The 26,867-nt window shown below is 52.5% G+C and carries 25 protein-coding genes and 2 pseudogenes; 24 read left to right on the top strand and 3 right to left on the bottom strand.

Annotation, left to right across the window (positions count from 1 at the left end):
- The 20 genes and pseudogenes from ACTO17_RS16850 to ACTO17_RS16755 form a co-directional block, all read left to right on the top strand.
- Window positions 1-524, top strand: a pseudogene (locus ACTO17_RS16850) (hypothetical protein); the annotation flags it as partial.
- Between the two features lie 6 nt (window positions 525-530).
- Window positions 531-1,331: a hypothetical protein gene (locus ACTO17_RS16845; RefSeq protein ID WP_482558739.1), complete on the top strand. Its 801-nt coding sequence runs from the start codon at window positions 531-533 to the stop codon at window positions 1,329-1,331.
- A 52-nt stretch (window positions 1,332-1,383) separates the two neighbouring features.
- Entirely contained in the window at window positions 1,384-1,854 is a 471-nt protein-coding gene (locus tag ACTO17_RS16840; RefSeq protein ID WP_004056082.1) for a PcfB family protein, read from the top strand.
- Window positions 1,851-3,695, top strand: coding sequence for a VirD4-like conjugal transfer protein, CD1115 family (locus ACTO17_RS16835; protein WP_482558738.1), 1,845 nt, complete (start codon window positions 1,851-1,853; stop codon window positions 3,693-3,695). Before ACTO17_RS16840 ends, ACTO17_RS16835 begins: the two co-directional genes overlap by 4 nt.
- Window positions 3,696-3,937: 242 nt before the next feature.
- Complete coding sequence (locus ACTO17_RS16830) at window positions 3,938-4,069, top strand: Maff2 family mobile element protein (RefSeq protein WP_130848977.1); 132 nt, start codon at window positions 3,938-3,940, stop codon at window positions 4,067-4,069.
- 755 nt (window positions 4,070-4,824) lie between these two features.
- Window positions 4,825-6,699: a group II intron reverse transcriptase/maturase gene (ltrA, locus tag ACTO17_RS16825; RefSeq protein ID WP_482558737.1), complete on the top strand. Its 1,875-nt coding sequence runs from the start codon at window positions 4,825-4,827 to the stop codon at window positions 6,697-6,699.
- Window positions 6,700-7,011: 312 nt separating this feature from the next.
- A complete protein-coding gene (locus ACTO17_RS16820) occupies window positions 7,012-7,353 on the top strand; it encodes a Maff2 family mobile element protein (protein WP_482558736.1) in 342 nt (113 codons plus the stop codon).
- Between the two features lie 6 nt (window positions 7,354-7,359).
- On the top strand, window positions 7,360-8,223 hold the full coding sequence (locus tag ACTO17_RS16815) for a VirB6/TrbL-like conjugal transfer protein, CD1112 family (protein ID WP_290071533.1): 864 nt from the start codon (window positions 7,360-7,362) through the stop codon (window positions 8,221-8,223).
- Window positions 8,224-8,267: 44 nt separating this feature from the next.
- The gene (locus ACTO17_RS16810) at window positions 8,268-8,711 is read left to right on the top strand and encodes a septation protein SpoVG family protein (RefSeq protein ID WP_482558735.1); all 444 of its coding nucleotides are present in this window, start codon (window positions 8,268-8,270) and stop codon (window positions 8,709-8,711) included.
- Window positions 8,711-9,283, top strand: coding sequence for an MT-A70 family methyltransferase (locus ACTO17_RS16805; protein WP_482558734.1), 573 nt, complete (start codon window positions 8,711-8,713; stop codon window positions 9,281-9,283). Before ACTO17_RS16810 ends, ACTO17_RS16805 begins: the two co-directional genes overlap by 1 nt.
- A 41-nt stretch (window positions 9,284-9,324) precedes the next feature.
- A complete protein-coding gene (locus ACTO17_RS16800; RefSeq protein ID WP_482558733.1) occupies window positions 9,325-9,759 on the top strand; it encodes a PrgI family protein in 435 nt (144 codons plus the stop codon).
- Complete coding sequence (locus tag ACTO17_RS16795) at window positions 9,659-12,133, top strand: VirB4-like conjugal transfer ATPase, CD1110 family (protein ID WP_482558732.1); 2,475 nt, start codon at window positions 9,659-9,661, stop codon at window positions 12,131-12,133. The genes ACTO17_RS16800 and ACTO17_RS16795 overlap by 101 nt, the downstream gene beginning before the upstream one ends.
- 40 nt (window positions 12,134-12,173) lie before the next feature.
- A complete protein-coding gene (locus tag ACTO17_RS16790; RefSeq protein WP_482558731.1) occupies window positions 12,174-15,047 on the top strand; it encodes a CD1108 family mobile element protein in 2,874 nt (957 codons plus the stop codon).
- 18 nt (window positions 15,048-15,065) lie between these two features.
- Complete coding sequence (locus ACTO17_RS16785) at window positions 15,066-15,311, top strand: DUF4315 family protein (protein WP_482558730.1); 246 nt, start codon at window positions 15,066-15,068, stop codon at window positions 15,309-15,311.
- Window positions 15,301-16,530: a DUF4366 domain-containing protein gene (locus ACTO17_RS16780; RefSeq protein ID WP_482558729.1), complete on the top strand. Its 1,230-nt coding sequence runs from the start codon at window positions 15,301-15,303 to the stop codon at window positions 16,528-16,530. Before ACTO17_RS16785 ends, ACTO17_RS16780 begins: the two co-directional genes overlap by 11 nt.
- 45 nt (window positions 16,531-16,575) lie before the next feature.
- Window positions 16,576-21,507, top strand: a complete 4,932-nt coding sequence (gene srtB / locus ACTO17_RS16775) for a class B sortase (protein WP_482558728.1) — start codon at window positions 16,576-16,578, stop codon at window positions 21,505-21,507.
- A gap of 66 nt (window positions 21,508-21,573) precedes the next feature.
- Window positions 21,574-22,056: a hypothetical protein gene (locus ACTO17_RS16770; RefSeq protein ID WP_482558727.1), complete on the top strand. Its 483-nt coding sequence runs from the start codon at window positions 21,574-21,576 to the stop codon at window positions 22,054-22,056.
- A gap of 148 nt (window positions 22,057-22,204) precedes the next feature.
- Window positions 22,205-22,492, top strand: a complete 288-nt coding sequence (locus ACTO17_RS16765; protein ID WP_016219331.1) for a hypothetical protein — start codon at window positions 22,205-22,207, stop codon at window positions 22,490-22,492.
- Between the two features lie 46 nt (window positions 22,493-22,538).
- Window positions 22,539-23,246, top strand: a complete 708-nt coding sequence (locus ACTO17_RS16760; protein WP_482558726.1) for an FAD-dependent thymidylate synthase — start codon at window positions 22,539-22,541, stop codon at window positions 23,244-23,246.
- The gene (locus tag ACTO17_RS16755) at window positions 23,138-23,656 is read left to right on the top strand and encodes a dUTP diphosphatase (RefSeq protein ID WP_482558725.1); all 519 of its coding nucleotides are present in this window, start codon (window positions 23,138-23,140) and stop codon (window positions 23,654-23,656) included. The genes ACTO17_RS16760 and ACTO17_RS16755 overlap by 109 nt, the downstream gene beginning before the upstream one ends.
- Window positions 23,657-23,788: 132 nt before the next feature.
- On the opposite strand, the gene ACTO17_RS16750 is transcribed toward ACTO17_RS16755, so the two are convergent.
- From ACTO17_RS16750 to ACTO17_RS16740, 3 genes are all read right to left on the bottom strand, one after another.
- Window positions 23,789-24,055 carry a type II toxin-antitoxin system RelE/ParE family toxin gene (locus ACTO17_RS16750; protein WP_016289148.1) on the bottom strand — a complete coding sequence of 89 codons (267 nt, stop codon included), beginning with the start codon at window positions 24,053-24,055 and terminating at the stop codon, window positions 23,789-23,791.
- Entirely contained in the window at window positions 24,055-24,315 is a 261-nt protein-coding gene (locus tag ACTO17_RS16745; RefSeq protein WP_482558724.1) for an AbrB/MazE/SpoVT family DNA-binding domain-containing protein, read from the bottom strand. Before ACTO17_RS16745 ends, ACTO17_RS16750 begins: the two co-directional genes overlap by 1 nt.
- Before the next feature lie 137 nt (window positions 24,316-24,452).
- Window positions 24,453-24,767 carry a helix-turn-helix domain-containing protein gene (locus ACTO17_RS16740; protein ID WP_016289146.1) on the bottom strand — a complete coding sequence of 105 codons (315 nt, stop codon included), beginning with the start codon at window positions 24,765-24,767 and terminating at the stop codon, window positions 24,453-24,455.
- 150 nt (window positions 24,768-24,917) lie between these two features.
- On the opposite strand from ACTO17_RS16740, the gene ACTO17_RS16735 reads away from it, so the two are divergent.
- The 4 genes and pseudogenes from ACTO17_RS16735 to ACTO17_RS16720 form a co-directional block, all read left to right on the top strand.
- A complete protein-coding gene (locus tag ACTO17_RS16735; RefSeq protein WP_482558723.1) occupies window positions 24,918-25,427 on the top strand; it encodes an SLOG family protein in 510 nt (169 codons plus the stop codon).
- 78 nt (window positions 25,428-25,505) lie between these two features.
- Window positions 25,506-25,640, top strand: coding sequence for a DUF3789 domain-containing protein (locus ACTO17_RS16730; protein WP_016289144.1), 135 nt, complete (start codon window positions 25,506-25,508; stop codon window positions 25,638-25,640).
- Window positions 25,637-26,662: a DUF5688 family protein gene (locus ACTO17_RS16725; protein WP_482558722.1), complete on the top strand. Its 1,026-nt coding sequence runs from the start codon at window positions 25,637-25,639 to the stop codon at window positions 26,660-26,662. Before ACTO17_RS16730 ends, ACTO17_RS16725 begins: the two co-directional genes overlap by 4 nt.
- 41 nt (window positions 26,663-26,703) lie before the next feature.
- Window positions 26,704-26,867 (top strand): annotated as a pseudogene (locus tag ACTO17_RS16720) (DNA topoisomerase III); the annotation flags it as partial.

Below are 26,867 nucleotides of genomic sequence, written 5' to 3'. Positions count from 1 at the left end.
TTTCCAACAACAAGGACTGGATGGAGATCAGCAACCGGGTTTATAAGATGTTCTGCCAGATCAGGGAACAGACAACATATAACAGGGAGGCAAAACAGGATATTACGACTGCCTGGTATGTGACATGGGACCTGTATATCAATTCACCCAGGAAAGGCTACAACATCCACCTTGCAGGGCAGGATAAGAAACGCTACACGGACAAAGCCGCCGCCGAGAAGTATCTGGAGGGGAGAAAGAAAGCCTATTCCCATCTGTTCGCGGAGATTTCACCGCCCATTCCGAAAGAGCATGAAAACTGTTTTACGGTCAATGGCGTACTTCTCCCCGGATATACCGTGGAGGGCCGGGAACTGGTAAAACCAGGCCATGCCGCCGATGTTTCGGAGGGCGCTATTTCCGCGCCCGGAAAAGAGGAAAAGCCCTCCGTGCTGGGAAAGCTGTCTGCGGCGAGGGTGCAGGAAAAGGCTGTGGCAGGGCCGAAAGCGCCGGATAAAAAGCCCAGGGAACCGGAAAGGAGTTGATGGCTTATGCTGATGGCAGTTGAAGGTCCGTATGCGCTGATGGTGCAGCCGGACGACATTTTAATCTCTCCCCGTGAGGTAGACGAACATTTTGGGACAATGGCCTGCTTCCATTCCCGCTATGCGCTGGGTGACAGCCACAATTACATGGATAAAGACGATTTTCTGCGGGAGATGTATTTAGATACCGTGGGGCATGATGAAGCGGGCCTGAAACGCTATGAACACATGGTAAACATTGTGAGCAGCCGGTTCCGGCACGGGCCAAAGACGGAGGAACGGGCGGTTGATGACGCCATGCTTAAGGTGATCTCCGAAAAATACATTACGCTCCCCCTCTATCTGATGGACCACAGCGGCCTTGCCATGCAGACCACGAGTTTCAATGACCCCTGGGACAGCGGGCAGGTCGGATGGATTTATGTTTCCAAAGAGGATGCTCTAAAGGAGTTTGGCGGCGAAAAAATGACCGGCGCCATTCGGAAAAAGGCGGAGGATCTGATGCGCAGCGAAGTGGCCGCTTATGATTCCTACCTGCGGGGCGAGTGTTACGGCTTTGAGCTTTACAAAAACGGCGAGCTGTCGGATAGCTGCTGGGGCTTCATGGGTGGCCTGGAGGATGCCTGTAAGGACATGGCTGAATATCTCCCGGAGGGCTGTAAGGATATGGTGACGCATTTAGAGGAACAGAGCCACCCGGCGACCATCATTAAGACGCTTTTGAAACATGCGAAAATCCAGGTGGACCAGGCAGCAAAAGCCTTTGAGCACGCCCCACGCCAACAGGTGATCGGGGACGCCCGGTAAGGCAGTTGTTTCCCATTTATAATTACAGATTTTATCAGGAAGGAGGATGCTTATGCAGGAAGATTTGGAACAGCGGACCGTATCAGTTTCCATCCAGGCAGCGAAGCTGTCCGGGCGGGTGCTGCGCTCTGCCATTGCCGCCGTGCTCCAGAAGATGGAGCAGGAACGCACGACCCCGAAAGTCGGCAGGAACAGCATGAAACGGCTGACCTGTAAGGACCCAGGAGCCAACACTATTGAAGTGTCCGGCAGAATCCGCTCCTTTGAGCGGTACGCCAGGAAACACCAGGTCCGCTACCATATTGAAAAAGAGCTGGGGACCGATCCCCCTAAATGGACGGTCTATTTCAAGGCGAACCAGGCGGACGCGCTGACGGCAGCTTTTAAGGAATATACCCAGAAAGACCTTGCCCGGAGCGCCAGGCCGTCGCTGCTCTCCCAGCTCCATAAATTCAAGGAGCTGGCGCAGGCGCTTGGCCGTGACCGAGTAAAGAACAAGGAACATGGAGGGCCGGAACGTTGAAAATAGACACCGATACCCTGAAAAAGCAGGTGACCCTCCATCTGCCCTATCTCCTGTTCCTACTGGTATTTGCGAAGCTGGGCGAGGCGGTGCGCCTTGCCCCCGGAGCGGACGCCTCACAGAAATTGTTAGGATTGTCCGAGGGTTTCTCGCTGGCATTTCAAAGCATGTGGCCGGGTGCTGCGCTGGACTGGCTGGCGGGATTATGCGGAGCGGTGATCGTGCGGCTGGCGGTATATGTGAAAGGAAAAAACGCAAAAAAATACCGCAAGGATGTGGAGTACGGTTCCGCGCGTTGGGGCAGCAAAACAGATATTGCCCCTTTCATGGACCCGAAACCGGAAAACAACATGATCCTGACGCAGACCGAGGGGCTTATGATGTCCGGCAGGCCGAAGAACCCGGCCCATGCCCGCAATAAAAATGTGCTGGTAGTCGGCGGCTCCGGCTCCGGCAAGACGAGATTTTTTATAAAACCCAACTTAATGCAGCTCCATAGCTCGTATGTCGTCACCGACCCGAAAGGCACGGTCTTGATAGAGGTGGGAAAGCTGCTAAGCCGCGGCACGCCGAAGCTGGATAAGGACGGAAAACCGGTCAGGGGAAAGAATGGAAAAACTGTGTATGAGCCTTATAAGATCAAGGTATTCAATACGATCAACTTTTCAAAAAGTATGCACTATAACCCTTTTGCTTACATCCATAACGAGAAGGATATTCTCAAACTGGTAACGGTGCTGATTGCAAACACCAAAGGGGAAGGAAAATCCGGCGACGACTTCTGGGTCAAGGCCGAGACCCTATTGTATACGGCGCTGATTGGTTATATTTATTATGAGGCTCCGACAAACGAGCAGAATTTTTCCACTTTGGTAGAAATGATAAACGCTATGGAGGTTCGGGAGGATGACGAGACTTTCAAAAATGCGGTAGATTTGCTGTTTGACGCGCTGGAACAGAAAGACCCGGACCACTTCGCCCTCCGTCAGTATAAGAAATATAAATTAGCGGCGGGCAAGACAGCGAAAAGCATACTTATTAGCTGCGGCGCCAGACTGGCGCCATTCGATATTAAGGAGGTCCGGGAGATCACCATGTATGACGAGCTGGAGCTTGACCTGGTCGGGGACAGGAAAACGGCTCTGTTCTTTATCATCAGCGATACGGATGCGACCTTCAATTTCCTTGTCAGCATGGCCTATACACAGTTGTTCAATCTGCTGTGTGAGCGTGCCGATGACAAGTACGGCGGCAGGCTGCCGGTACATGTGCGGTGCCTGATCGACGAGGCCGCCAATATCGGGCAGATTCCAAACCTGGAAAAGCTGATGGCGACGATCCGTTCCAGGGAGATTTCAGCCTGTCTGGTATTGCAGGCGCAGAGCCAGCTAAAGGCGCTCTATAAGGACAACATGGACACCATCATCGGGAATTGTGACGCTTCCCTTTTCCTGGGAGGCAAGGAGGAAACCACGCTGAAAAGCTGGAATTCCTTGCTGGGAAAAGAGACCATTGATATGTATAACACCAGCGTCACCAAAGGCAACCAGGAATCCCACGGACAGAATTTTCAGAAATTGGGAAAGGATTTGATGTCGGTGGACGAGCTGGCTGTGATGGACGGTGGGAAATGCCTCCTGCAGATCAGGGGCGTCCGGCCCTTCCTCTCCCGCAAGTACGATATTACGAAACACCCGAACTATAAATACCTGTCGGATTATGCCCCTAAAAATGCGTTTGACATTGAAAAATTCCTCTCGACCAGGCTGCCCGTCAGTCCTGGGGAGCTGTACCGCAGTTATGAGGTCACGGCGGAGGATTTGGAGGCGCCGGCTGTATGATGATGTAGCTGCCTGTTAAAGTCTCTGGCTTTGGCGGGCTTTTTCTTTTCACCGGAAGGAGGTTCTATTGAGGATTCGCGCCCCTCCCTGACAACCGTATATCTTTCCAGGATGATCCTGGACTATGCCGCCCCTGTGCTTTATGCAGATTTACTTAAAGCACAGGGGCGTTTTTTCGTTTCCGGCCAGATACGGCCATACCACAAAACCAATATATTTCAAATTAAAGGAGGATTTTCTTTATGGCTTTTTTTGCAAGTGCGATTGATACTTTGAAAATTTTGGTGATTGCTCTGGGCGCCGGCCTCGGTGCATGGGGCGTCATCAACCTTCTGGAAGGTTACGGCAATGACAATCGTGCGACACGTTCGTAACTGAAAAGGTTACGCACTAAGTCGAAAGGCTAAAAAGCCTGAAATCTTAGGAGAACTGACAATCCGATGGGTGGAATGACAGGGTAACGCCTGGAAACGCCCACACTGATACTCCGATTGGCGGCGGTATGCAACTGCCTAACCGTCAAAAGCTCGGTGAAGTCGGCAGAGAGTGACCGTAAGCGGGAGTTTCCCGCACGAAACCTGTCCAGAGGTGGATGGCGTCACCTATATGCCGGGTGTCGGATACTCATGGTGAGAATGTATGAAAATACTGGCGTACTTCCGAATGTACGGGTCTAAACGTTTGGATTTGTCGAAAGGCAATTTCCCATTAAATTGGGGTGTCCGTGGATTAGTAAGACTGGTTGTTATGAACGTCCACATGCCGTTACAGGCGGTAAGGTTCTTTGAACTGGGCACAGGCTTAGAGGAAGCACCTAAAAGTATTCAATGATAGGATTGTTGGAACGTGGTAAACCGGGACGTGAATGATAAAGCTGTTGTAGGCTGACGTTACGCTGGTAAGGAAAAGCGGAAACCAGCAGGAAATGCTGGTATATCAGTTATGATATTCCATTACCGCTATAACTTATCTTAATCCCGGTGAAAGTGGTGGCACAGTACCTATGAAGCGGGAATAAAAAACCCGTGGAGGGATAGCCACCAGTCGGATTTAGAATCAAATCTGAAAACATAACAAACACAGCTTCGAGTATGACAAAGAAAATCCTAACCGAAAGGGGTGGGTGCCTGTGTTGACTTCGGAGCAGCAAAAGCACAAACCGAAACAAAGCAAAATCCGCTATACGGAGTATTATGACCTTCAAAGCATCTTTGACAGTCTATATGCTGACAGTCTGAACGGCAAGACCTTTCAGAACCTCATGCGCCTAATTGCAAGTGAGGAAAACATCAAACTGGCTTATCGGACAATCAAGGGCAACAAGGGAAGCGGTACTCCCGGCGTGGATAAGCGGACAATCAAAGACCTTGCCGCACTTCGCGAGGAACAATACGTCCGGCTTATCCAAAAACAGTTCAGTTGGTATACTCCCCACCCGGTTAAACGGGTGGAAATCCCCAAACCCAATGGAAAAACAAGACCGTTGGGTATTCCGACAATCGTTGACCGCATTGTACAGCAATGTATTTTACAGGTGCTTGAACCAATCTGTGAAGCAAAGTTCCATGAGCATTCCAACGGCTTCCGCCCAAACCGCTCTACGGAACACGCCATAGCACAATGCTGTCGGCTCATGCAGATACAGCACCTTCATTATGCGGTGGATATTGACATTCAAGGCTTCTTTGACAATGTAAACCACGGGAAGCTGATAAGGCAGATGTGGAAAATGGGTATTTGGGATAAAAAGCTGCTGTGTATCGTCAAGCAGATGTTAAAGGCACAGGTGGTGCTTCCAGACGGAACGAGGACAACTCCGACCAAAGGAACGCCGCAGGGTGGTATTTTGTCGCCACTGCTCTCCAACATAGTGCTGAACGAGCTTGACTGGTGGGTAACTTCCCAATGGGAGGAAATGCCTACCCATTACGAGTACAAAACCCGGCAGAACGCCCACGGTACAGACATTAAAAGTCACACTTATCGGGCGCTCAGACGGAGCAATCTCAAAGAAATGTATATCGTGAGATACGCCGATGACTTCAAAATCTTTTGCCGGAGCCGGCAGGACGCTGAAAAAGTGTTTGAAGCAACGAGGCTATGGCTAAAAGAACGGCTCGGACTGGAAATCAGCCCGGAAAAGTCTAAAGTTATCAACTTAAAACAGCGGTACTCGGAGTTTTTGGGATTTAAGATGAAAGTCTATCCCAAAGGGAAAAAATACGTGGTCTGTTCACACATGAGTGACAAAGCCGTAAAGCAGGCAAAGGAGAAAATATCTACCGCTATCCGGGCGATACAGAACCCGGCAGATGACCGGGCGCAATACGTCGCCATTTGGAAATACAATTCAGTGGTTGCCGGACTGCATAATTATTACCGTCTGGCAACACATATCAGCGTAGATTTTCCAAAGCTGTCCTATGGACTGAAACTGCAAATGGCAAACAGGCTTCGGGAATTGACCTCAAAAGGAAAACTGGAACGTGGATTTATCAAGGAACGGTATGGAAAGAGCAAACAGCTAAGGTTTTTGAATGGACACCCTCTCATTCCAATGGGATATGTTCAAACAAGAAACGCCCAGCACAAAAAGAAAACCGTCAATCGGTATACGCCGGAGGGACGGGCAGAAATCCATAAAAATCTCGGTATCAACACCGATACGATGATATGGCTCATGCAAAACCCTGTGTTGGACAAAACGATTGAGTTTGCAGACAATCGGATTTCTCTGTTTGCGGCTCAATGTGGGAGATGTGCCATAACTGGCGTTGACCTTATGCCGTATGACATTCGCTGTCACCATAAAGTACCGCTTGAAAATGGCGGTACAGATGAATACAGCAACCTTGTTCTTGTAACCGAAGCAGTACATATCTTAATCCATGCCACCTTGGAAGAAACAATCCAGAAGTACCTAAAGGAACTCCAACTGAACAAAAAACAACTGGAAAAACTGAATAAACTGCGAAAACTGGCGGGAACGCCCGTAATCGCATAACAAATCTTTTAAAGCTGTAACGAAGTGTGTAAGTTATGTTTAAAACGAATAATTTCTAAATTCGATGGGGCGCCGTGTGCGGTGAAAGCCGCATGCACGGTGCTAAGCGGGGGAAAAGCCGGAAACATTTGAAACTGTAGGCTTACCTATCGCAATCCGGAGCCAAGTCGCAGGGGTAAGCTACGCCCTCCACGGACAAGTAATTGCCGTGCAGCGTATGGTGGAAGTCCATACGGCAACAGGCTGAATTGCTGGGAACCCCTAAAGCCGTGCGTACCAAAACATGGGGATGAAACATGCCCGGATGTGACGGTGGCGAAAGCGGAAAAAAACGCACGGATGGCGCAGGGTGCGAACCTAAACGCCGGGACAATGGGCAATCAGCAGCCAAACCCCGAACAGGGGAAGGTTCAACGACTATCCTTTGCAGGAGTAGGGCCGAGCGGCCCGAAGCAGCCTGCCCCGCTCCATGCGGGTGAAGATATAGTCTGCGCCCATGTGAAAGCATGGGGTGTCCGCTTCTTTATGAAGTGGGGCCGCGCCGGGGCAGCGACCCGGTGTGAACAAAAACGGATGAAACAGCTTATGGCTGGCGGAGGTATTGCGCTGGTGGGTGCCACGCTGATCCCGCTGCTCTCCGGCCTGTTCGGTTAATAGCCGATGGGCAGTCTGTTTGAATGGATAACAGACTGGATTAAAGAGGGCTTGATTGAAGCGATCACAGGACAGTACACCGGTATCTTTGAGTCCGTCAACAGCCAGGTTTCGGATGTGGCCTCACAGGTAGGCCAGACACCGCAGGGATGGAATGGCGGCGTGTTCAGCATGATCCAGAATCTTTCTGAAACCGTCGTCATTCCCATTGCGGGAATCATCCTGACTTTTGTTCTTGTCTATGAGCTGATCCAGATGATCCTTGAAAAGAACAACATGCACGATTTTGATACGTTCAACATCTTCAAGTGGATTTTCAAAACCTTTGTTGCCACATACCTGCTCACCAACTGTTTTACCATCGTCATGGCGGTATTTGACATCGCCCAGCATGTGGTGAATCAAAGCTCCGGCGTGATAAACGGGAGCATGGATGTTACCGCCGCGCTGGCCGACCTGGAGACGCAGCTTGAAGCAATGGGGATGTGGGAACTGATCGGCCTGTGGCTGGAGACCAACATTATTAACCTGTGCATGTGGGTGTTGTCCATCGTGATCTTTGTCATTGTGTATGGCCGCATGATTGAAATATATCTCACGGTCAGCCTGGCACCCATACCGTTTTCCACAATGGCAAACCGTGAATGGGGGCAGATGGGGACGAATTACCTGCGTTCCCTGTTTGCTTTAGGTTTCCAGGGGTTTTTGATTATGGTCTGCGTCGCAATCTATGCGGCGCTGGTCCAGTCAATCCCTTCTTCCGGCGACATTCACGGCGCGATCTGGGGCACGGCAGGCTACACGGTCCTGCTGGCCTTTGCCCTGTTTAAGACAGGCTCGCTATCCAAAAGTATTTTTAACTCGCATTAGTATATAACCGACGTGTATTTTTAACAAGAAGGAGGATTTTCTATATGAGTAAGACCAACCATGAAACCATGCAGTCGGAGGCCCAGGCGGGCGAGGGCTTGAAGCTGGATGTAACGGTGCGCCCGATTGCCCCGATGGGGAACCTTCTGGCTTTCGCCAATGTGACGATTGGGGACTGTTTCAAGATCGATGGCTTCCGTATCTGCTCCGGCGAGAACGGCCTGTATGTCAATATGCCCTCCACCCAGGATAAGCAGGGAAAATGGAGGGATGTCTGCTGGCCGGTGACGGCGGATTTCCGCAGGCAGCTTAATGACGTCCTGATCGGAGGGTACGGCCAGGCGATTGAAAACCTGCAGGCCACCCTTGAAGCGACAAAGGGGGCGGCGGAGAAGCCTTCCCTGACCGGCGCACTGAAAGAAAATGCCGGCAAGGTCAAGACGCCCCCGGCAAAATCCGCCCCGGCCAAGAATGAGCAGGCCCGGTAATGGCGGAGGCCGGAAAATATGGCATCGTGTACGCAGACCCGCCCTGGCGCTATGATATGAAACGCGGCAACGGGGTGGCTGAAAACCACTACCCTACCATGAGCATGGACGATATATGCGCGCTGCCGGTTGCAGACCTTGCGGCCAAAGACAGTGCGCTTTTCCTATGGGCAACCTTCCCACAGCTTAATGAGGCGTTCCGGGTAATCGAAGCATGGGGGTTCAAATATAAGACGCTGGCCTTCCTCTGGCTCAAACAGAACCGGAAAGCGGATTCCTGGTTTTACGGGATGGGGTTCTGGACCCGGAGCAACGCCGAGGTATGCCTTCTGGCGACACGCGGACGCCCGAAACGCCAGTGCGCGGGAATCCACCAGTTTGTGGTCTCCCATATTGAGCAGCACAGCAAGAAGCCGGAAGAAGTACGGGATAAGATCGTAAGGCTCATGGGCGACCAGCCCAGGATAGAGCTTTTTGCAAGGCAGCAGACCCCCGGCTGGGATGTGTGGGGGAACGAGGTGGAATCCAGTATCACGATGCCCGGAAGGACGGACACGGGGGGAACCGGATAAATATTGACGGCGACGGTATATCACGATTGGAGGTGAAAACAATGCCCTATGTACCCGTACCCAAAGACTTAACAAAGGTCAAGACTAAGCTGGCGTTTAACCTGACGAAGCGTCAGCTTATTTGTTTCAGCCTGGCCGCGCTGGTGGGGCTGCCGGTATATTTCCTTACCCGCGGCGCTATCGGAAACTCGGCGGCGGTGCTGTTGATGATCGGGCTTATGATGCCCTTTTTCTTTTTCGCCATGTATGAGCGGGACGGGCAGCCGGCGGAGAAACTTCTGAAAAACAGGCTCCGCTATAAACTCTGGCCGAAGAAACGGCCATACCGGACAGAAAACCTATATAAATCCATGTCAAAGAAGGAGGTTACGAGGATTGCCAAAAACCAAACAGCAGGAAGCCCAGGAAAAACGTCTGCAAAGAAACATCAGGCAGGCAAAAAAGGCCAGGGCCGATGCAAAGACAAGCGGAAATAAGACTGTCCGCACCCGGCCGCCTAAAAAGGGCGGCTTTTTTGCCGGGCTGAAAACGGACGCCCCGCAGACGGTCCAGCAGAGTATTCCCTATAAGGAAATGTACCGGGATGGGATCTGCCGGCTGACGGATAAGCTCTACACCAAGACGGTGCAGTTTTTTGATATTAACTACCAGCTTGCCCAGGCGGATGATAAAGCGCAGATTTTTGAGGGCTACTGTGATTTTCTCAATTATTTTGACGCTTCGATCCATGTGCAGCTTACCTTCATCAACCAGCGTGCAAATATGCAGGATTTCGCCCGCAGTATCGACATCCCCATCCGCGGCGACGAATATGACGGAATCCGCAGGGAGTATGGGGATATGTTAAAGGGCCAGCTCCAAAAAGGCAACAACGGCCTTACCAAGCGGAAATATATTACTTTCGGCGTTGAGGCCGACGACCTTCGCACCGCGAAGATGCGCCTGGAGCGGATCGAGGCCGATGTGCTGGCGAATTTCAAAGCCCTGGGAGCGCAGGCAAAGCCACTTAATGGGCTGGAACGCCTGGAGGTTCTTCACAGCCAGCTCCACCCGGACGGACAGGAAAAGTTTCATTTTATCTGGGCGGATCTGCCGAAAACCGGGCTTTCCACAAAGGATTTTATTTCGCCCTCCGGCCTGTCGTTCTCAAATGACGGAAAGACTTTCCGGGTAGCCGACCATTCCGGGGCGGTGTCTTTTTTGCAGATTTTAGCGCCGGAGCTGACGGACCGGCTGCTGGCGGAGCTGCTTGACCTGGACGATGCCGTGACAGTAAACCTGCATATCCAGTCTATCGACCAGGCCCAGGCGATCAAGAACATCAAGCGCAAGATGTCCGATTTGCAGAAAATGACCATTGAGGAACAGAAAAAAGCGGTCCGCGCCGGGTATGACATGGACATCATACCTACGGACCTTGCCACCTACGGCGAAGAAGCAAAGAATCTTTTACAGGATTTGCAGAGCCGGAACGAGCGCATGTTTCTTGTGACGGTGCTGGTGGAGAATATCGCTCCCAAACGGCAGAAGCTGTTCAATGATATCCTTTCGGCTTCCGGTATTGCGCAGAAATATAACTGTGCCCTGAAACGTCTGGACTTCCAGCAGGAACAGGGCCTTATGTCCTCTCTTGCCTTAGGGTTGAACCAGATTGAGATTGAGCGGGGGCTTACGACCAGCAGCACCGCCATTTTCGTGCCGTTTACGACCTGCGAGCTGTTCCAGGAGGGCGAGGCGCTTTATTATGGCCTGAACGCTTTAAGCAACAACCTGATCATGGCGAACCGCAAGAACTTAAAGAATCCAAACGGCCTGTTCTTAGGAACGCCCGGCAGCGGCAAGTCCTTCTCTGCAAAGCGTGAGATCGTCAACGTGTTCCTTTTAACGGAGGATGACATCATCATTGCAGACCCGGAAAATGAGTACGGGCCTTTGGTACAGCAGTTCGGCGCCCAGGGGCAGGTCATTGATATTTCCCCGACTTCCACCAACTATATCAATCCGATGGACATTAACCTGGACTATTCGGACGATGAAAACCCCATTACGCTGAAAAGCGATTTTATCCTGTCGCTGTGTGACCTTATTATCGGCGGCAAGGAAGGGCTTTCCCCGATTGAGAGAACCATTATTGACCGCTGCACGAGGCTTGTGTACCGGGATTACCTGCAGAACCCCCGCCCGGAGAATATGCCGATCCTGGGAGACCTGTATGAGCTGCTTTTGAAGCAGGCTGAACCGGAGGCACAGAATATCGCTACGGCTTTGGAAATCTATGTCAATGGTTCCCTGAATGTGTTCAATCACCGTTCCAACATTGACATGAACAACCACCGGGTACTCTGCTTCCAGTTAAAGTCTCTGGGGAAGGCACTGAAAGAGATCGGCCTTCTCATTATGCAGGATGCCGTGTGGAACCGTGTCACGGCCAACCGCTCCAAGCATAAGACGACCTGGTTCTATATTGATGAATTCCATCTCCTTTTGAAAGGACAGACCGGAAGTTTCAGCGTGGAAATCTGGAAACGGTTCAGGAAATGGGGCGGCATACCCAGCGGCCTGACCCAGAATGTGAAGGATCTGCTGGCCTCCCGTGAGATCGAGAATATCTTTGAGAACTCGGATTTTATCTACATGCTGAACCAGGCCCAGGGAGACCGGCAGATTCTGGCGAAGCAGTTGGGAATTTCCCCGCACCAGCTTTCCTATGTGACCCATTCCGGTCCCGGCGAGGGGCTTCTGTTCTTTGGGAATGTGATCATCCCCTTTGTCGATCATTTTCCGAAAGACACCTTACTGTACAGCGTACTTACAACACGGCCTGATGAAGTGGCGGGGACGAAGGCGTGAGGAAACAAAAATACCCTGAAAGCGATTGGAGGTGAGGGCAATGGCGCGTGACAGGAATTTTCAGAGGAAACAGAAAGACGCCCGGATGCCGGCGCGGGATTCCCACGGGGAGGACCGCATGGCGGCCCGGCAGGAAGAGCCGGATTTTGACCTGCGCCGGGGAAGGGAGGCCCCTTCTTCCGGCACTTCAAGGAACCGCAGGCAGGCGGTGTCAGTTCTGGCGGAAACTTATGAATCAGATATATCTGCCGGAGGCGGAGACAGTGATACGGCAGCACAGGATTTCCCTTCTCAGGTTTTTCCCGGACAGGAACCAACCGGATCAGAGCCATATGTGCCGGAAACCGGGCGGGGCAGCCAAGGACAGGGCAATGCTGCTTATAGGGATTCCAGGCAGGAAGATTTCAGCCAGGAGAGCCCAGGGAGGCGCAATGCCGCTTGCCGGAATTTCAAGCAGGAAGAATCTAGGCAGACGGATTCCGGTCAGGAGAGCCCAAGGAGGCACAATGCCGCTTACCAGAATTTGAGGCAGGAAGAATCAAGACAGGCGGATTCCAGACAGGAAAATCCCAGACAGACAGCTTTTGCAGAACATGATCCGAAAGGTACGGATTCCCGGTATGGGAAACTATTTCAGGAAAGCGCCGGGGCACAGACAGGGGAAGAAAAATCCGGCCAGGCAGGACGCCGGAACCGGACACGGCAGCATGGCAATAAATACCAGCAGCGTTTCCGGGAGACGGCACAGGCCGGGGAACAGGCGGCGCAGGCAGAAGGGACCGCCGGGGACGGGCCGAAAAAAACTTCCAAGCTGGAATTTACCGCTGACGAGCTGCCGCCGGAGGCAAAAGATAAAAAGCTGGCCCAGGCAAGGCGGAAAGCGGAGCGGACCACGGAAAAGCTGGAACAGGCGGAAAAACGTCTGCCTGCCCGCCGCAGGCTGCGGATGGAAACATCTTCTGATCCTGATACGGGCAAGGCTAAAAAACACCTGAAATTTGAAAAGGAGGTGAAATCCCAGCGGACCCATGTAAAGGGTCCCGTTCCGATGCGCCCGGTAAAGGCCGGCGCAAATATGGCTATCGGCTACGCCCATAAAAAAATATATCAGGCGGAGGAAGAAAATGTTGGCATTAAGGCGGCTCACCGCACCGAGTTTGTAAGCGAGTCAGGGCTGCGCATGGCATATCACAGACATAAGACCGCGCCATACCGCAGGGTGGCAAAATTGCAGCAGAAATCGGCGAAAGCCAATGCCCGGCTTGCCTACCGGCAGGCATTACAGGACAACCCGGAGCTTAAGAAAAACCTTCTTGCCCGGATGTGGCAGAAACAGAAGATAAAACGCCAGTATGCCAAAGCAGCCAGAGAAGCGAAAAAAGCAGGAAGGCGCGCAAAGGACACCGCCGTTACCACGGAAAAGATCGCTGCCGGCGTGGTCCATGCCATCAAGCGTCACCCGGTCATATGCACAATCGTGCTCCTGCTCCTTTTGGTATTTTTCCTGATCGCGTCCCTGATTTCTTCCTTTTCCAACCTGGGGGCCGGAGGGCTGGGTAGCCTTGCCGCCTCTACCTATCTGGCGGACGATGCGGACATCAACAATGCGGAGCTTGTTTATACCGAGTGGGAAACGGACCTACAGATGCAGATCAACCGTGTGGAAACGGATCGGCCCGGTTATGACGAGTACCGCTATAATATCGGCCCCATTGAACATGACCCTTATGTTTTGATGGGGTATCTCACCTCTACGTATCAGGATTTCACCTATGCACAGATCGAGAGCGTCCTCCGGGAGCTGTTTAACGGGCAGTATTCCCTGTCTTTTTCAGAAGAAACGGAAACCCGCTACCGGACAGAAACCAGCATTGACCCGGAGACCGGGGAGGAAACGGAGGAAGAAGTGCCTTATGAGTGGCACATCCTGAATGTAACGCTTACTTCCGTGCCGCTTGAAAACCTGGTTGTCTCACGCATGAACGCGGACCAGAAGGAAATCTGCGAAATTTTATTGCAGACCAAAGGCAATCGGCAGTATGTGAAAAATGTATTTAACACGAACTGGCTGCCCTATGTCACCAGCTACTACGGCTACCGGGTACACCCGATCAGTGGGGGAAAGAACTATCATACAGGCGTTGACATCGGGATGCCCCAGGGCACGGAGATTTTAGCCGGGCATGACGGCACGGTCACGCTGGCCGGTGAAGCCGGCGGATATGGCCTGTGCGTTGCCATTGAGGGCGAGGCTTACGAGGGCCACTCCCTTACCACCAAATACGGCCACTGTTCGCAAATCTTAGTATCTGCCGGACAGGAAGTAAAGGCCGGGGATGTGGTCGCAAAGGTCGGCAGCACCGGAAACTCCACCGGTCCGCACCTGCACCTGGAGGTGTTGGTTGACGACCAGTATAGGAATCCTTTGTATTTTGCCGATACCGGCGACACCAGCGAGCGACATTTACCGGAGGCAGGAGCAGGCGGTGGAGGGAATTATTTTGATTATGACGTCCCGCCGGAGGCCCTTGCGGATGAAAAATTTGCGGCCATGCTTGCGGAGGCTGAAAAGTATTTGGGCTATCCGTATGTGTGGGGAGGTGCGAGCCCTTCCACTTCCTTTGACTGTTCCGGCTATGTTTCCTGGGTAGTCAACCATTGCGGCGTGGGCTGGAATTTCGGACGTCTTACCGCAGACGGGCTTTTAGGCGTGTGCACGCCTGTATCAAGCGCGGATGCAAGGCCCGGCGACCTGATTTTCTTCCAGGGCACCTACAATACCAGCGGCGCAAGCCATGTAGGAATCTATGTAGGTAACGGTATGATGATCCATTGCGGGGACCCGATCTCCTACGCAAATATCAACACAAGCTACTGGCAGCAGCACTTTTATACATTTGCGCGTCTGCCCTGACAGATTGGAGGTAATAAATTGAACCCTAAGATTGAAAAACTGGAGAAAGAAATCGACAAGACTAAAAACAAGATTGCGGAGATGCAGGCCAGGCTCCGCGACCTGGAAAAACAGAAAACGGAGCTGGAGAATACCGACTACGTGGCGATTGCCCGCAGCTTTCATCTGACGCCCCAGCAGTTGGCCGAATTTCTGAAATCGCAGCAGGCCGCCCCTTCCGGGAACGGCACGCTGCAGAAACAGGAGGATAGGAATGAGGACTAATAAAATCTCTCTGCTACTGGCGCTTATGCTTGTCATAAGCGCCATCGCTTTGCCCCTGACGGCTTATGCAGCCGGGGACAAAGATACCACACCGCCGGAGCTTGCTGCTTCCCTGGACGGCGATACGCTGAAAATAGAGAGCAGCGACGATAACTCCGGCGTGGAGGCGGTCTTTGTGGACGGGAACCGGATCAATTCCCTGGTGGACGGGGCGGCCTCCGTCACCTTAAAGGATTATGCCGGCACGGAAAAGCAGGTAAGCGTGTACGCCCAGGATTATGCCGGGAACCGCTCAAAAGCCGTGAAGTTTGAGAACCCCTATTATGAGGAACCGGCGTCCACGGAAAAACCTGCGGCTGCAACGCAGCAGAACCAAAGCGGCACGGCGGTAAAACCGGCGCAGGCCCAGGCTATTTCCCCCGGCAGCACAAACAGCCATTCCGGGAGCAGCAATTCCGGGAACAGTAATTCCGGCAGCAGCCATTCCGGGAACGGTTCTAATACAGGTACGAATACGGACGCCAATACCGGCGGCAATACAGCCTCCGGCACAAATGGCGGCAGCTCCGATTCCCAGGAGGAAACGGAAACCGCTTCCGCTATCCCGGACGGCGCATTTACCCCGGAGGGCACCGGCACAGTGTTAGATACGGCCACCGGGGAAGATGGGGATAAACAGTTTTACACCATCACCACCGAGGACGGGAATGTGTTCTATCTGATTATTGACGGAAAGCGGGACGGCAACAACGTCTACTTCCTGAACGGCGTTACCGAGGCCGACCTGATGGCTCTGGCAGAAAAGAGCGAGGGCACCATGAGCGTGATCCCGGCAGAGGACGTCTGCACCTGTACGGATAAATGCGCGGCGGGGGAAGTCGATACCGCCTGCCCGGTCTGCAAGAATGACCGGAAGGGCTGCGCCGGGAAGGAAAAACCTGCGGAAACGGAGGAACCCACACAAGCCGAACAGCCGAAAAAGGACAAGGGCAGCGCCGGCACAATCATCTCCATTATCATTGCCCTGCTTGCGGCAGGCGGCGTTGGTTATTATGTGAAGATCGTCCGTCCGAAACAGCAGGCAGAGGATGAAGAAGATTTCGAGGATGACGGGTATGGCGAAGGCTTCAACCCGGACGAGGCTTACGGCGGGACGGAATATCTCTCCGAGGACGATTTTGAGGACAGGATCAACGATGGACAGGAGGACAGCGAGTAAAGCTGTCCTTTTGTATTCCAATCATATAAGAAAGCGAGGATTTTTATGGTAAATATGAAAAAGCACGGCCTGAAAAGGCTCCTGGCGCTCCTGCTCTGCGCGGTATGTCTCTGCGGGGTGTTCCCTTCCCAGGCGTTTGCCGCCTCCGTGGGCCAGAAGGCAAGCTCCTGGCTCGGAGACCAGTATGTCGGTTCTGACGGGCAGCATTATTACAGCCCGGCGCCCTACACCTACCTGGTCTACAATTCTGACGGGACGATGGATGTGCGTACCAGCTCCGGAGGCAGTGCCTACCGGCATTACATGCTGACAGCTTCGGACGGGAGCAGCCAGCAGGTCTATTGTGTGGAGAGCGGCATTGCCTATAACACTTCTGACAATACCTATACATCGGAAAGCGGCACCAACAGCAATTACTTAAACCTCCTTCCTTCCGGGGCAAGGCGGGGGATCACCCTCACGGCGATCTACGGCTGGAAACCCGGCGCTTCTCTCCCTGTGTCCGGCATTAACGAGGATGATTATAAAATGGCGACACAGATCATCCTCTGGGAGTACCAGCAGCAGCTTCGGAGCGATCCTTACAGCCGCCACGGGAACGGCCATGCAGACGCCGATCAGTATTTCAGTGTGATCGCCGGACGCCCGGCAGAAAGAGCCTACAACTGGATTTTAGAGCAGGTTGCCTCTCATTCCACCGTGCCGTCCTTCACATCCACAAAGAAAAGTGAAGCCCCGGAGCTGGAACTGAAATGGGACACGGAGAAAAAAGTTTATACCCTTACTGTCACGGACACCAATAACCTGAAAATCAATCTGGAGATTTTGAAAGGCAGCGGCGTTTCCGTTACAAGAAATGGGAACAAGTACACGTTTACCAGTAAGAACATGATTATGGACCCTGTCACCTTTGAATTCCGAAAGGACATCCCGGTTGCCAATGACATGCTGATCTGGGGGAGGCCCGGCTACCAGACCATGATGACCGGCGCCAGCGATCCGGTCTCTTTCTTTGTAAAGATCAAAACCGAAACCTACGGCACCGCAAAGATCGTCAAGACCAGTGAGGACGGCATTGTGTCCGGGATTCCTTTCCATATCTCCGGCACGGACATTCTGGGGAATAAGGTGGATGAAACTGTCACTACCGGGGAAAACGGGCAGATCAAGGAAAAGCTGCTGCCCGGCACCTATCTGGTGAAGGAGCTGCCGGTGGACCGCTATGTGACCCCTTCCGCGCAGTATGTCACTGTTGAAAGCGGCCAGACCTCCACGGTGCATTTCAGCAATATCCTGAAAAAGTTCCGCGTCCGTGTAATCAAGAGCGACACAGATACCGGCACCGCCCAGGGCGATGCCACCCTTGCCGGGGCGACTTATGGAATTTACAACAACGGCGAGCTGGTAGACACCTATACCACCGGGCCGGACGGCAGTTTTATGACCCGGTACTATGTCTGCGGTGATAACTGGACTGTGCGGGAGATTGAGCCGAGCACCGGCTATCTTCTGAATGATACTGTCTATGAAGTGGGCGCTTCTCCGACGCTTTATGAAGTGGAGCTGAACACCACCGAGAACCAGGTCAAGGAAACGGTCATTTACGGAAATATCCAGCTTGTGAAGCATACGGACGACCCGGACCCGGATGTGTCCGAAGATGAAAATACGGACGAACCCAATGAGGGCGTGATTGAGCGCCCGGAAGCCGATGCGGTCTTTGAGGTCTACTTAAAGGCGGCAGGCAGCTATGACGCGGCAAAGGAAAGCGAGCGTGACCTGCTCACCACCGACGGGGACGGCTTCGCCGCCTCTAAAATGCTCCCCTACGGACATTACACGGTGCACCAGATTTCCGGTGAGGAAGGGAAAGCATTTATCCCGGATTTTACGGTCTTTGTTTCTTCCAATGGACAGACTTACAGCTATATCCTGAATAACCGTACCATTACTGCAAGGCTGCGTGTGGAGAAATGCGACGCGGAGACCGGTAATATTATCCCCATAGCCGGCACAGGCTTCCAGATCAAGGACCTCTCCACCGGGGAATTTGTCACCCAGGATATTTACTATCCGAACCCGGAAACCCTTGATACTTTCTATGTTTCGGATGAAGGCTGGCTGATGCTGCCGGAGCCTTTGCATACCGGAGATTATGAGCTTTACGAGGTGGCGGCGCCTTATGGATATGTATTATCCAGTGAACCGGTGCCGTTTACCATTGACGGCAGCGAGGCCGTTGTCACGGTCACACAGTACAATATGCCCCAGAAGGGGCAGCTTACCATCACCAAGACCGGTGAGGTATTCGCTTCCATCCAGGAGAACGATGGCCTGTACCAGCCGGTGTATGAAGTTATGGGGCTGCCTGGTGCGGTCTATGACGTAATCGCGGATGAAGATATTTATACCGGTGACGGTACGCTCAGGGCGCCAAAAGATACCGTTGTGGAGACCCTTACCACCGGGGAGGATGGAACGGCGCAGAGCGGGCTTTTGTATCTGGGGCGCTACCGTCTGGAGGAACGCCAGGCGCCGGAGGGGATGGTCTTAAACACCCAGCCGGAATATGCCGAGCTTACTTATGCGGGCGAGACCGTGGAAGTGACGCAGACCGCCATCGGACTTTATGACGAGCGCCAGAAAGTGGCTGTGAGCCTGCTTAAAGCGCTGGAAACGGACGAACTGTTTGGGCTTGGCATGAATGAGGAATACAAAGATATTTCTTTCGGGCTGTATGCTTCCGCAGGCCTGACGGCCCTTGACGGCAGCGTGATCCCGGCAGGCGGGCTTTTAGAGGTGGTTTCCGTTTCTGCAAATGAGGCGGGCGGCTATGGCGCTTCCTTTGCCTCCGACCTGCCTTTTGGCAGCTACTATGTGAAAGAACGCACCACAAACAGCGCCTATATCCTCCCTGATACGGAATATCCGGTTGTCTTTGAGTATGCAGGCCAGGAGGCGGCGCTGGTGCAGATTCTTGTGGGTGAGGGCGAGGCTGTTTCCAACGACCTGCTGCGTGGGCGTGTGGACGGCGTGAAAGTCGGTGAAAACCCGGAGGGCGGCGAAGATGTGAAGCTGGCCGGTGCGGTTATAGGATTGTTTCAGCCTGATACGGAAGAATTTACCGAAGAAAACGCCCTGATTACTGTTACCACTGCCGAGGATGGCAGTTTTTCTTTTGAGGATATTCCTTACGGCCACTGGATCGTAAAGGAAATTTCCTCTCCGGCGCTTTATACGGTAAGCCCCGAACAACACCATATCTATATCGGTGTGGACGGCCAGAGAATTGAGATTAAGGTGGAAAACACCCTGATCCGCGGCAGCGTGCAAGTGATGAAAACCGAAGCCGTAGACGAGCCTTCTTCTGTGGAGAAGGAGGACAAAGAGAATAACACCTTCCTGCGCTTCCTCTCCGGCGCAGTATTCGATCTGTATGAGGACGCCAACGGCAACAAGGAATTTGATTCCGAAGATACGAAGATCGGCACACTGAAAGAATCGGATGCGGGCTACCATACAGCGGAAAATCTTCTGGCTAAAGGTTATTTTGTGAAAGAATCAAAAGCGCCGGAGGGCTATCAGCTTGACGAAAACGCCTACTATTTTGAGATTACCGAGGACGGCCAGGTGGCGGTTGTGGAAAACGGCGAGGACGGACGGGGCTTTACCAATGAGGCGTACCGCGGAAACCTGAAAATCACGAAGGATTCCAGCGACGGGCGCAAGGATGGGTTTGCTTTTGAGGTTAAGAGTGCGGACGGCTCCTACTGTGAAACCTTCACTTCTCCAAAATCCGGCGTGATCGAGGTCAGGGGGCTGCGCGTTGGCATTTATACCGTAACGGAAATTTCCAACCGGGCAAGCAGGGACTATATCATTCCCGACGCTGCCACGGTGGAGATCAAGGCAGACGAAACCGCAACGGTTCAGTTTTTCAATGAAAAACCGGAGAAACCGAAAACGCCTGAAAACCCGAAGGAGACGGAGAAACCGAAAACACCGGATACGCCGTCAACACTTTCCAACCCTGTTACGCCGTCCAATCCATATAAGGCGGTTCCGCAGACCGGGGATGATAATTTCATCTTCCTGTATGGCGGGCTTCTGGCGCTGGCTGTGATTGGCGGCGGGCTGTCTGCTGCGGTCTATTTCAAAAAGGGAAAGCACAGCAGAAATACCGCCAGGGCAAAGACCGCCTGCATTGCGGTACTTTCCCTCTGTGCGGCGCTGGCTCTTGGCAGCGGGTTCCTGATTGTCCGTGACCTTGGCCAGTATGCCGAGAGCTCCGGGACCTATGACGGGCTGGCGGAACATGTGGAAATACCGGAGCAGGCAGGGGAGCCGGAAGGACCGGGGACAGAGGAAGAAACAGGCAGGGAGGATTTAAGTTTAGTCCTCCCTGTTGTTGATTTTGAAGCCCTCAGGGAAAACGGGACGGACATCATCGGGTGGCTCAACCTTCCCGATACGGCCATCAACTACCCGGTAACGCAGACAGACGATAACGAGTATTACCTGCACCATCTGTACGACGGCACCTATAACAAGGTGGGCTGCCTGTTTGCAGACTATGAGAACCAGGCGGATTTTTCGGACCGCAATACCATTATCTATGGCCACAACATGCGGGACGGCTCCATGTTCGCCGCACTGAATGAGTATGACGGGCAGAGTTATTATGACGGACACCCACAGATGTTTCTTGTCACCCCTAGCGGCGGCTATATCGTGGAAATCTTCACGGCATTTGCGGCAGAACCCGGAGAGTCCGGCAGCGACGCCTCCCCCTGGAGGCTTAGCTGGAAGGATGACGGTGCCTACACCACTTGGCTTTCTGAAATGACGGGCCGGTCTGTCATTGAAACCGATGTTACGGTGACTTCCAGTGACAAGGTGCTGACCCTTTCCACCTGTACGCCTGGAGGTAAGAGCCGCTTTATTGTCATGGGAAAGCTGGCGGCTGTAAACGATTAACAGGAATATTGGAAACCGGTGCGGGGGCTGTCTGCTCCCGCACCTGCTATTTAGGAGGATTTTTCTATGGTGAATACCATTGTTTCGATACCCGGCTACGTCCATCTGTACCGCTCCCTTCTGCGGTTCTATGACATGCCGGAGAATGAGGTCCGGGAAATGCTCTATCTTTTGAATACGGCAAACCTGGACTGTTACGAGTATTACCACCCGGAGCGTGATGTGGTCCAGAGCGGGCCGGTGGCCTTTAGCGGCTGGCTGGAGCATGGGGATTACCGCCCTTACCGGACGGAGGTACAGCTTTATAAATCCCTGCTGTTCTTAAAGCGCAGCATTGACCGGGACCTGATCGTGACCCCGCAGCGGGAGGCGCTGCAGACGCTCCGCTGTATCATTTCCAACCTGGAATACCGCTTCTATAAGGCATACGGAATGGAGATTGAGGACAAGCGGACCGTGTATGGGGAATGTACCTACCACATGATACCCAGGGAGGACGAGCCCAGCGTGTGCCTGATGCACGACTGGATTTATCTGCCGAGCGCCTGAAATGCAGCGGATAAGGGATATCATGCGTATTTTGTTCTGCTTCAAGTAAAACGGTCCCGGATTCTATACAGTATTCGGGACAAACCATTTTTCAAAGGAGGGATGCCATATCACACAGCAGGAAGTCAATGCCGTATTTGACGGGCAGGTGCGGCTCTGTGCCGACACACTGCAGAAGAAAACGAAGGAATACACCGGGGACGATACAGACCGGCTGGGGGCTTTTAAGGCGGCGGCAGCCTTGCAGCATACCACGCCGGAGCGCGCCCTTGCCGGGATGCTGGCGAAGCATATCGTCTCCCTGTATGACATGTGCTTTGACAATGATACGGATTACGGGATAAGCACATGGGAGGAAAAGATCACAGACAGCCTCAACTATCTGTTCTTGCTGAAAGCCATTGTAAAGGAGGGACATACCAATCAGACGGATTGAAGTAAAAATATTGAACTGCCAGGCGGTTTCGGAGGCCGAGAAAAACATGGTCTTTGCCGCCCGGCTCACCCAGAGGGGCCACAAGATCGCCACAATGGACGAACTGACGGCCCTTTATGAAAAATCGTTCAGTGACGATTCTGTGGCGGCCATCAGCGCCCTTCCCCACCCGACGGTCCAGAAATTTGCGGTGATCACCGTCGCCGTTGTAGGGGCAAGCCGGAGGTTCCTTTCACAGATCACCCGGCACCAGAACGAAGTGAAGTTTATGAGCGCGTCTTTACAGTACAGCAATTATGCGGGGCAGGCGGATTTTGCCATACCCTATGAGATTATCACCGCCCCGGCTGCGGTCCGGGAACTGTACTTAAAAAGCTGCCACGAAGGCATGGACTGTTACGAAAAGCTGTGCGCCGAGGGAATCGGTCATGACGCGGCGGGATATGCCACACCCCAGGGGCTTCGGAATGTGCTGGTTATCAGCGCCACGCCCTACCAGTGGAAACACATCATCGGCCAGCGGGTATGCCGGCGCAATACGGACGAGACCCGGATCGTGCTCTTAAAAATCTGGCAGGAGCTTCATACATTAAGCCCGGTGCTGTTTGCCCCTGGCCTTACAGGTCCCTTCTGCCAAAAGGACAAATGCCTGGAGGGGAAAATGACCTGCGGGAACATTCTGAAAGCGGATATGATGCCCGGAGACATCCTGAAAACAGACTATCCGGCACTTTCGGAAGGAGGCGGCGCATGAAGATTAAACTGATCGACTTTGGCGTGCCGGAGGACCGCCGCCCTTTCCGTCCGCATGGGAACGACGCCGGCGCGGATGTCTACATGCCTTATGACTGCTCGTTACAGCCGGGCGAGATTGCAAGGGTCCCTCTTGGGTTCGGGATTGAAGTGCCGGACGGATATGCGGGCTATGTATTCCCGCGCACCAGCATGGCGGTAAAAGGGCTGGTCTGTGAGCTGCCACCAGTGGATTCCGGCTACCGCGGGGAGATTCATGCGATCATCAGCAATGTAAGCAGCCAGACCCAGGAGCTTTCCAAAGGCTCCCGCGTGGGGCAGCTTGTGATCACCCCCGTCGTCATTGCGGACTTTGTTTCGGAGCTGGGTAAGCAGCGCGGCGCAGGCGGATTTGGAAGTACAGGAAAATAAAAAAGTGACATTCCGGGAGTGATTCCTGGTTTATCGCCGGTAGTGGGATTGGGCATATCAGGAGGATTGCAGGGTACAATAAAAGAAAGGCAGCAAAAAGCAGTACGCCGTCATAGCGTACCGCCCCGCTGCTTAAAATTGCCTTAATATGTCGTGATGCCCTACGTCTACCAGGATAATCATTTTATCGCCTTCATAATACCAGATAATGCGGATGTCCATGTTGACGCTGCACTCGAAAAGGTCCGTGGTGCCCTGGATGCGTTTGGTCCGCAGCGACGGATGGGAAGGATTTTCAGCCAGAAGTTCCAGCTTGTTTTTAAGCTGCTTCTTCTCCTGGGCGGCCAGACCCTTGAAATGCTTTTGGAAACGGGGCGTAAAGGTAAACTCATACGCCATTATTCTGTCTCCAGTCTGTCAAACAGGGCGTCCACGCTGTCAAAGACCGGCTGTTCCCCGGATGCGATTTTTGCTTTTACCCCGTCAATTTCTTCCCGGAGCTCATTCAGGGTGTTCTTTGGATAGACCACCACCGGCATGATGCAGATGGAACCGTCTTTCTCGAAAATGTCCAGTTTGTCGCCTTCTGACAAGCCGAGCTTGACAATGATTTCTCTTGGTATCGTGACCTGGGCTTTTTGGCGTAATTCTGCCAGCATAGAATCATCTCCTTTTTAAGTTTGAAAGTTAGAAGTTCTTACTTTCTTACTTATAGTATATCCACTTTGGGGGATTTATGCAAGGGGGCACGAAAAAAATTTACAGAATAGCAAAAGCGGCCAACACCCTGGCCGCCTTAGCGCTTGCTGTTCAGTTCTTTCATAATGCCGAGGATATAACCCATTGACCTGGAATCCAGTTTTTTTGCCTCTGCGATAAATTCCTTTAAGGCTTGCGGGGCCGGGTTCCCTTCGTCAAAAAATTCCTGGGGCGTCACTCCCAGATATTCACAGATGTAAAGGAAGGACTGCATGGAGGGAAGGGACTTTTTATTTTCAATGTTGTTAATGTAGTTATTTGCCTGTCCCAATGACAAGGACATATCGCGTGCAGACACGCCTTTCTGTGTCCGCAGCTTTGCCAGCCGTTCCGGGACGAAATCTTCATACATCGCCTCTGCCTCCTATTCTGTAATAGATTGTACCTTACACCCTTCCCTTATTCGCAAAATAAAAAAGGGTGTTTACATTGAAACGCTAAAATAAATCTATTATAATTTTGAAAGCGAAGAATACTAACTATCGGATGGAGGAAAAGACAGATGAAAGGAAAGACATGCTGTGTCACCGGGCACAGGGATTTACCGCAGAAAGAAATCAACCATGTAAAGGCGGCGCTGCGGCGTGAGATTGACTGCGCTGTTGCGGACGGGTTCACCCGCTTTATGAGCGGCTTTGCGGACGGCGTGGACCTGTATTTTGCAGAGTTCGTGCTGGAAAAGAAAAAGACGAATCCGGCGCTGGAGCTGATTGCGGTTATCCCTTATCAAAAGCGGCTGGATAACCTGATGGAAAAGGGACGGACCTATGAAATGCTGGAGGCATGTGCGGATGTTGTCGTCATGCAGGAGAAATACCACCCCAGCGTCTATTCCCACCGGAACCGCTACATGGCCGAGCACTCGGACCGGGTGATCGCCGTGTATGACGGGAGGGAAAAAGGGGGCACGGTCAGGACGATCCGGTTTGCGCACCAGATGAAAAAGGAGCTGCGGGAAATCCCGGTCGGGGAGATTGTTCTGCCGGGACAGCCCGCAGCGAAAAGAAAATGAAAGAATGGATAACTGATACTTGATGATACGCCCACTTTCCGGTGGGCGTTTTTCTTACCAATTTTTGGAGGATTTTTTATGTGGAACATGATTACACACTTCCTTACATTCACAGGAGGGATGTCTGCCGGCGTTGTTCTGATGTGTCTTTTGCAGGCCGCAAAGCAGGAAGATGAATGGTTGGAAAACAGGAAACGGGAGGAAAACGAATGAAGAAGGAGTTTGCAGAAAATATCAAAAACCATATCCGGGAATATCTGCCGGCAGATTGCCAGGATGCAAAGATAACCCTTGAAAAAGTCACAAAAGGAAATGATCGTACTCTTACAGGGCTTATTATCCGTACAAATAACGAAACAGTTGCGCCGGCCATTTATCTGGAACACTATGAGGAACAGTTTTCCAAAGGCCGTCCGATGGAGGACATTATGAAGGAAATCGCACAGATAAAAATGGAGAGCGGTTTGAAGCTTCCTGTTGACGTGAAGGGACTGGAGGATTATGAAACAGCCAGGCCGATGCTTGCTATCCGTCTGTGCGACCCGGAAAAGAACCAGGAATATTTGAAAGATAAACCCTGTACCGCATGTGGGGAACTGGCGGCAACTTACCGGATTCAGATCATGGAGGACAGCAGCGGAACGGCTTCCGCTGTTGTTACAAATGACATGTTGAATCTATGGGGGATTACACCGGAACAGCTTCACCATGACGCTGTTACAGCGGAAAATGCCCGGAACCCTGTCTGCTTCTATACAATGGATGATGTGATGTCAGAGCTTATGCTTTCTGCCAAACCTACGAATCTATTCAGCCAACAGGAACCAGCAGAAACTGGCACTGCGCCTATGTATGTCCTGACGAACCAAAGCAAACTGGATGGAGCCGGGGCTTTGGCGCGGGATGGCGTACTGGATAAAATCGGCGAACTGCTTGGTTCCGATTTTTATGTCCTTCCATCATCCGTCCATGAGGTCTTAATTGTGCCGGATAACGGGAACATGCAGACAAAAGAACTGGAAAATATGGTCAGGGAAGTCAATGCTTCCCAGGTGCTGCCAGAGGATTTACTTTCCGATAAGGTGCAGTATTTTGACCGGGCAGCAAAAACCCTGGGACGGAAACAGGAAAAAGGGCTTTTAGAGAGGCTTTCCGAAAATAAAGCAAAGGTTCAGGAAAAGGATGCAAAGAGCCACAGGGAAAGCCATAAAACCAAACAGGAACCGAGCATATAAAGGGCTGCTATAAAGCCTTTATTTCAATGGAGGTTATTTGAATGAAGTTAGTGATTGCGGAAAAGCCCTCCGTCGCCATGTCGCTGGCGGCGGTCCTGGGTGCGAATGAGAAAAAAGACGGCTACCTGGAGGGCGGCGGGTGTCTGGTGAGCTGGTGCGTGGGGCACCTTCTGGAGCTGGCGCAGCCGGAGGCTTACGGGGAACA

It is taken from the genome of Petralouisia sp. (assembly GCF_056822245.1).
Note: the sequence above shows the minus strand (reverse complement) of the source record. Positions and strands in the feature narration are given on the sequence as shown.

Bases quoted from the DNA above. Each gene is read 5' to 3' on its own strand.
- ACTO17_RS16845 (WP_482558739.1), top strand. From the start codon at position 531: ATGCTGATGGCAGTTGAAGGTCCGTATGCGCTGATGGTGCAGCCGGAC.
- ACTO17_RS16840 (WP_004056082.1), top strand. From the start codon at position 1,384: ATGCAGGAAGATTTGGAACAGCGGACCGTATCAGTTTCCATCCAGGCA.
- ACTO17_RS16830 (WP_130848977.1), top strand. From the start codon at position 3,938: ATGGCTTTTTTTGCAAGTGCGATTGATACTTTGAAAATTTTGGTGATT.
- ACTO17_RS16815 (WP_290071533.1), top strand. From the start codon at position 7,360: ATGGGCAGTCTGTTTGAATGGATAACAGACTGGATTAAAGAGGGCTTG.
- ACTO17_RS16810 (WP_482558735.1), top strand. From the start codon at position 8,268: ATGAGTAAGACCAACCATGAAACCATGCAGTCGGAGGCCCAGGCGGGC.
- ACTO17_RS16805 (WP_482558734.1), top strand. From the start codon at position 8,711: ATGGCGGAGGCCGGAAAATATGGCATCGTGTACGCAGACCCGCCCTGG.
- ACTO17_RS16800 (WP_482558733.1), top strand. From the start codon at position 9,325: ATGCCCTATGTACCCGTACCCAAAGACTTAACAAAGGTCAAGACTAAG.
- ACTO17_RS16790 (WP_482558731.1), top strand. From the start codon at position 12,174: ATGGCGCGTGACAGGAATTTTCAGAGGAAACAGAAAGACGCCCGGATG.
- ACTO17_RS16780 (WP_482558729.1), top strand. From the start codon at position 15,301: ATGAGGACTAATAAAATCTCTCTGCTACTGGCGCTTATGCTTGTCATA.
- srtB (WP_482558728.1), top strand. From the start codon at position 16,576: ATGGTAAATATGAAAAAGCACGGCCTGAAAAGGCTCCTGGCGCTCCTG.
- ACTO17_RS16770 (WP_482558727.1), top strand. From the start codon at position 21,574: ATGGTGAATACCATTGTTTCGATACCCGGCTACGTCCATCTGTACCGC.
- ACTO17_RS16760 (WP_482558726.1), top strand. From the start codon at position 22,539: ATGGTCTTTGCCGCCCGGCTCACCCAGAGGGGCCACAAGATCGCCACA.
- ACTO17_RS16755 (WP_482558725.1), top strand. From the start codon at position 23,138: ATGCCTGGAGGGGAAAATGACCTGCGGGAACATTCTGAAAGCGGATAT.
- ACTO17_RS16750 (WP_016289148.1), bottom strand. From the start codon at position 24,055: ATGGCGTATGAGTTTACCTTTACGCCCCGTTTCCAAAAGCATTTCAAG.
- ACTO17_RS16745 (WP_482558724.1), bottom strand. From the start codon at position 24,315: ATGCTGGCAGAATTACGCCAAAAAGCCCAGGTCACGATACCAAGAGAA.
- ACTO17_RS16740 (WP_016289146.1), bottom strand. From the start codon at position 24,767: ATGTATGAAGATTTCGTCCCGGAACGGCTGGCAAAGCTGCGGACACAG.
- ACTO17_RS16735 (WP_482558723.1), top strand. From the start codon at position 24,918: ATGAAAGGAAAGACATGCTGTGTCACCGGGCACAGGGATTTACCGCAG.
- ACTO17_RS16730 (WP_016289144.1), top strand. From the start codon at position 25,506: ATGTGGAACATGATTACACACTTCCTTACATTCACAGGAGGGATGTCT.
- ACTO17_RS16725 (WP_482558722.1), top strand. From the start codon at position 25,637: ATGAAGAAGGAGTTTGCAGAAAATATCAAAAACCATATCCGGGAATAT.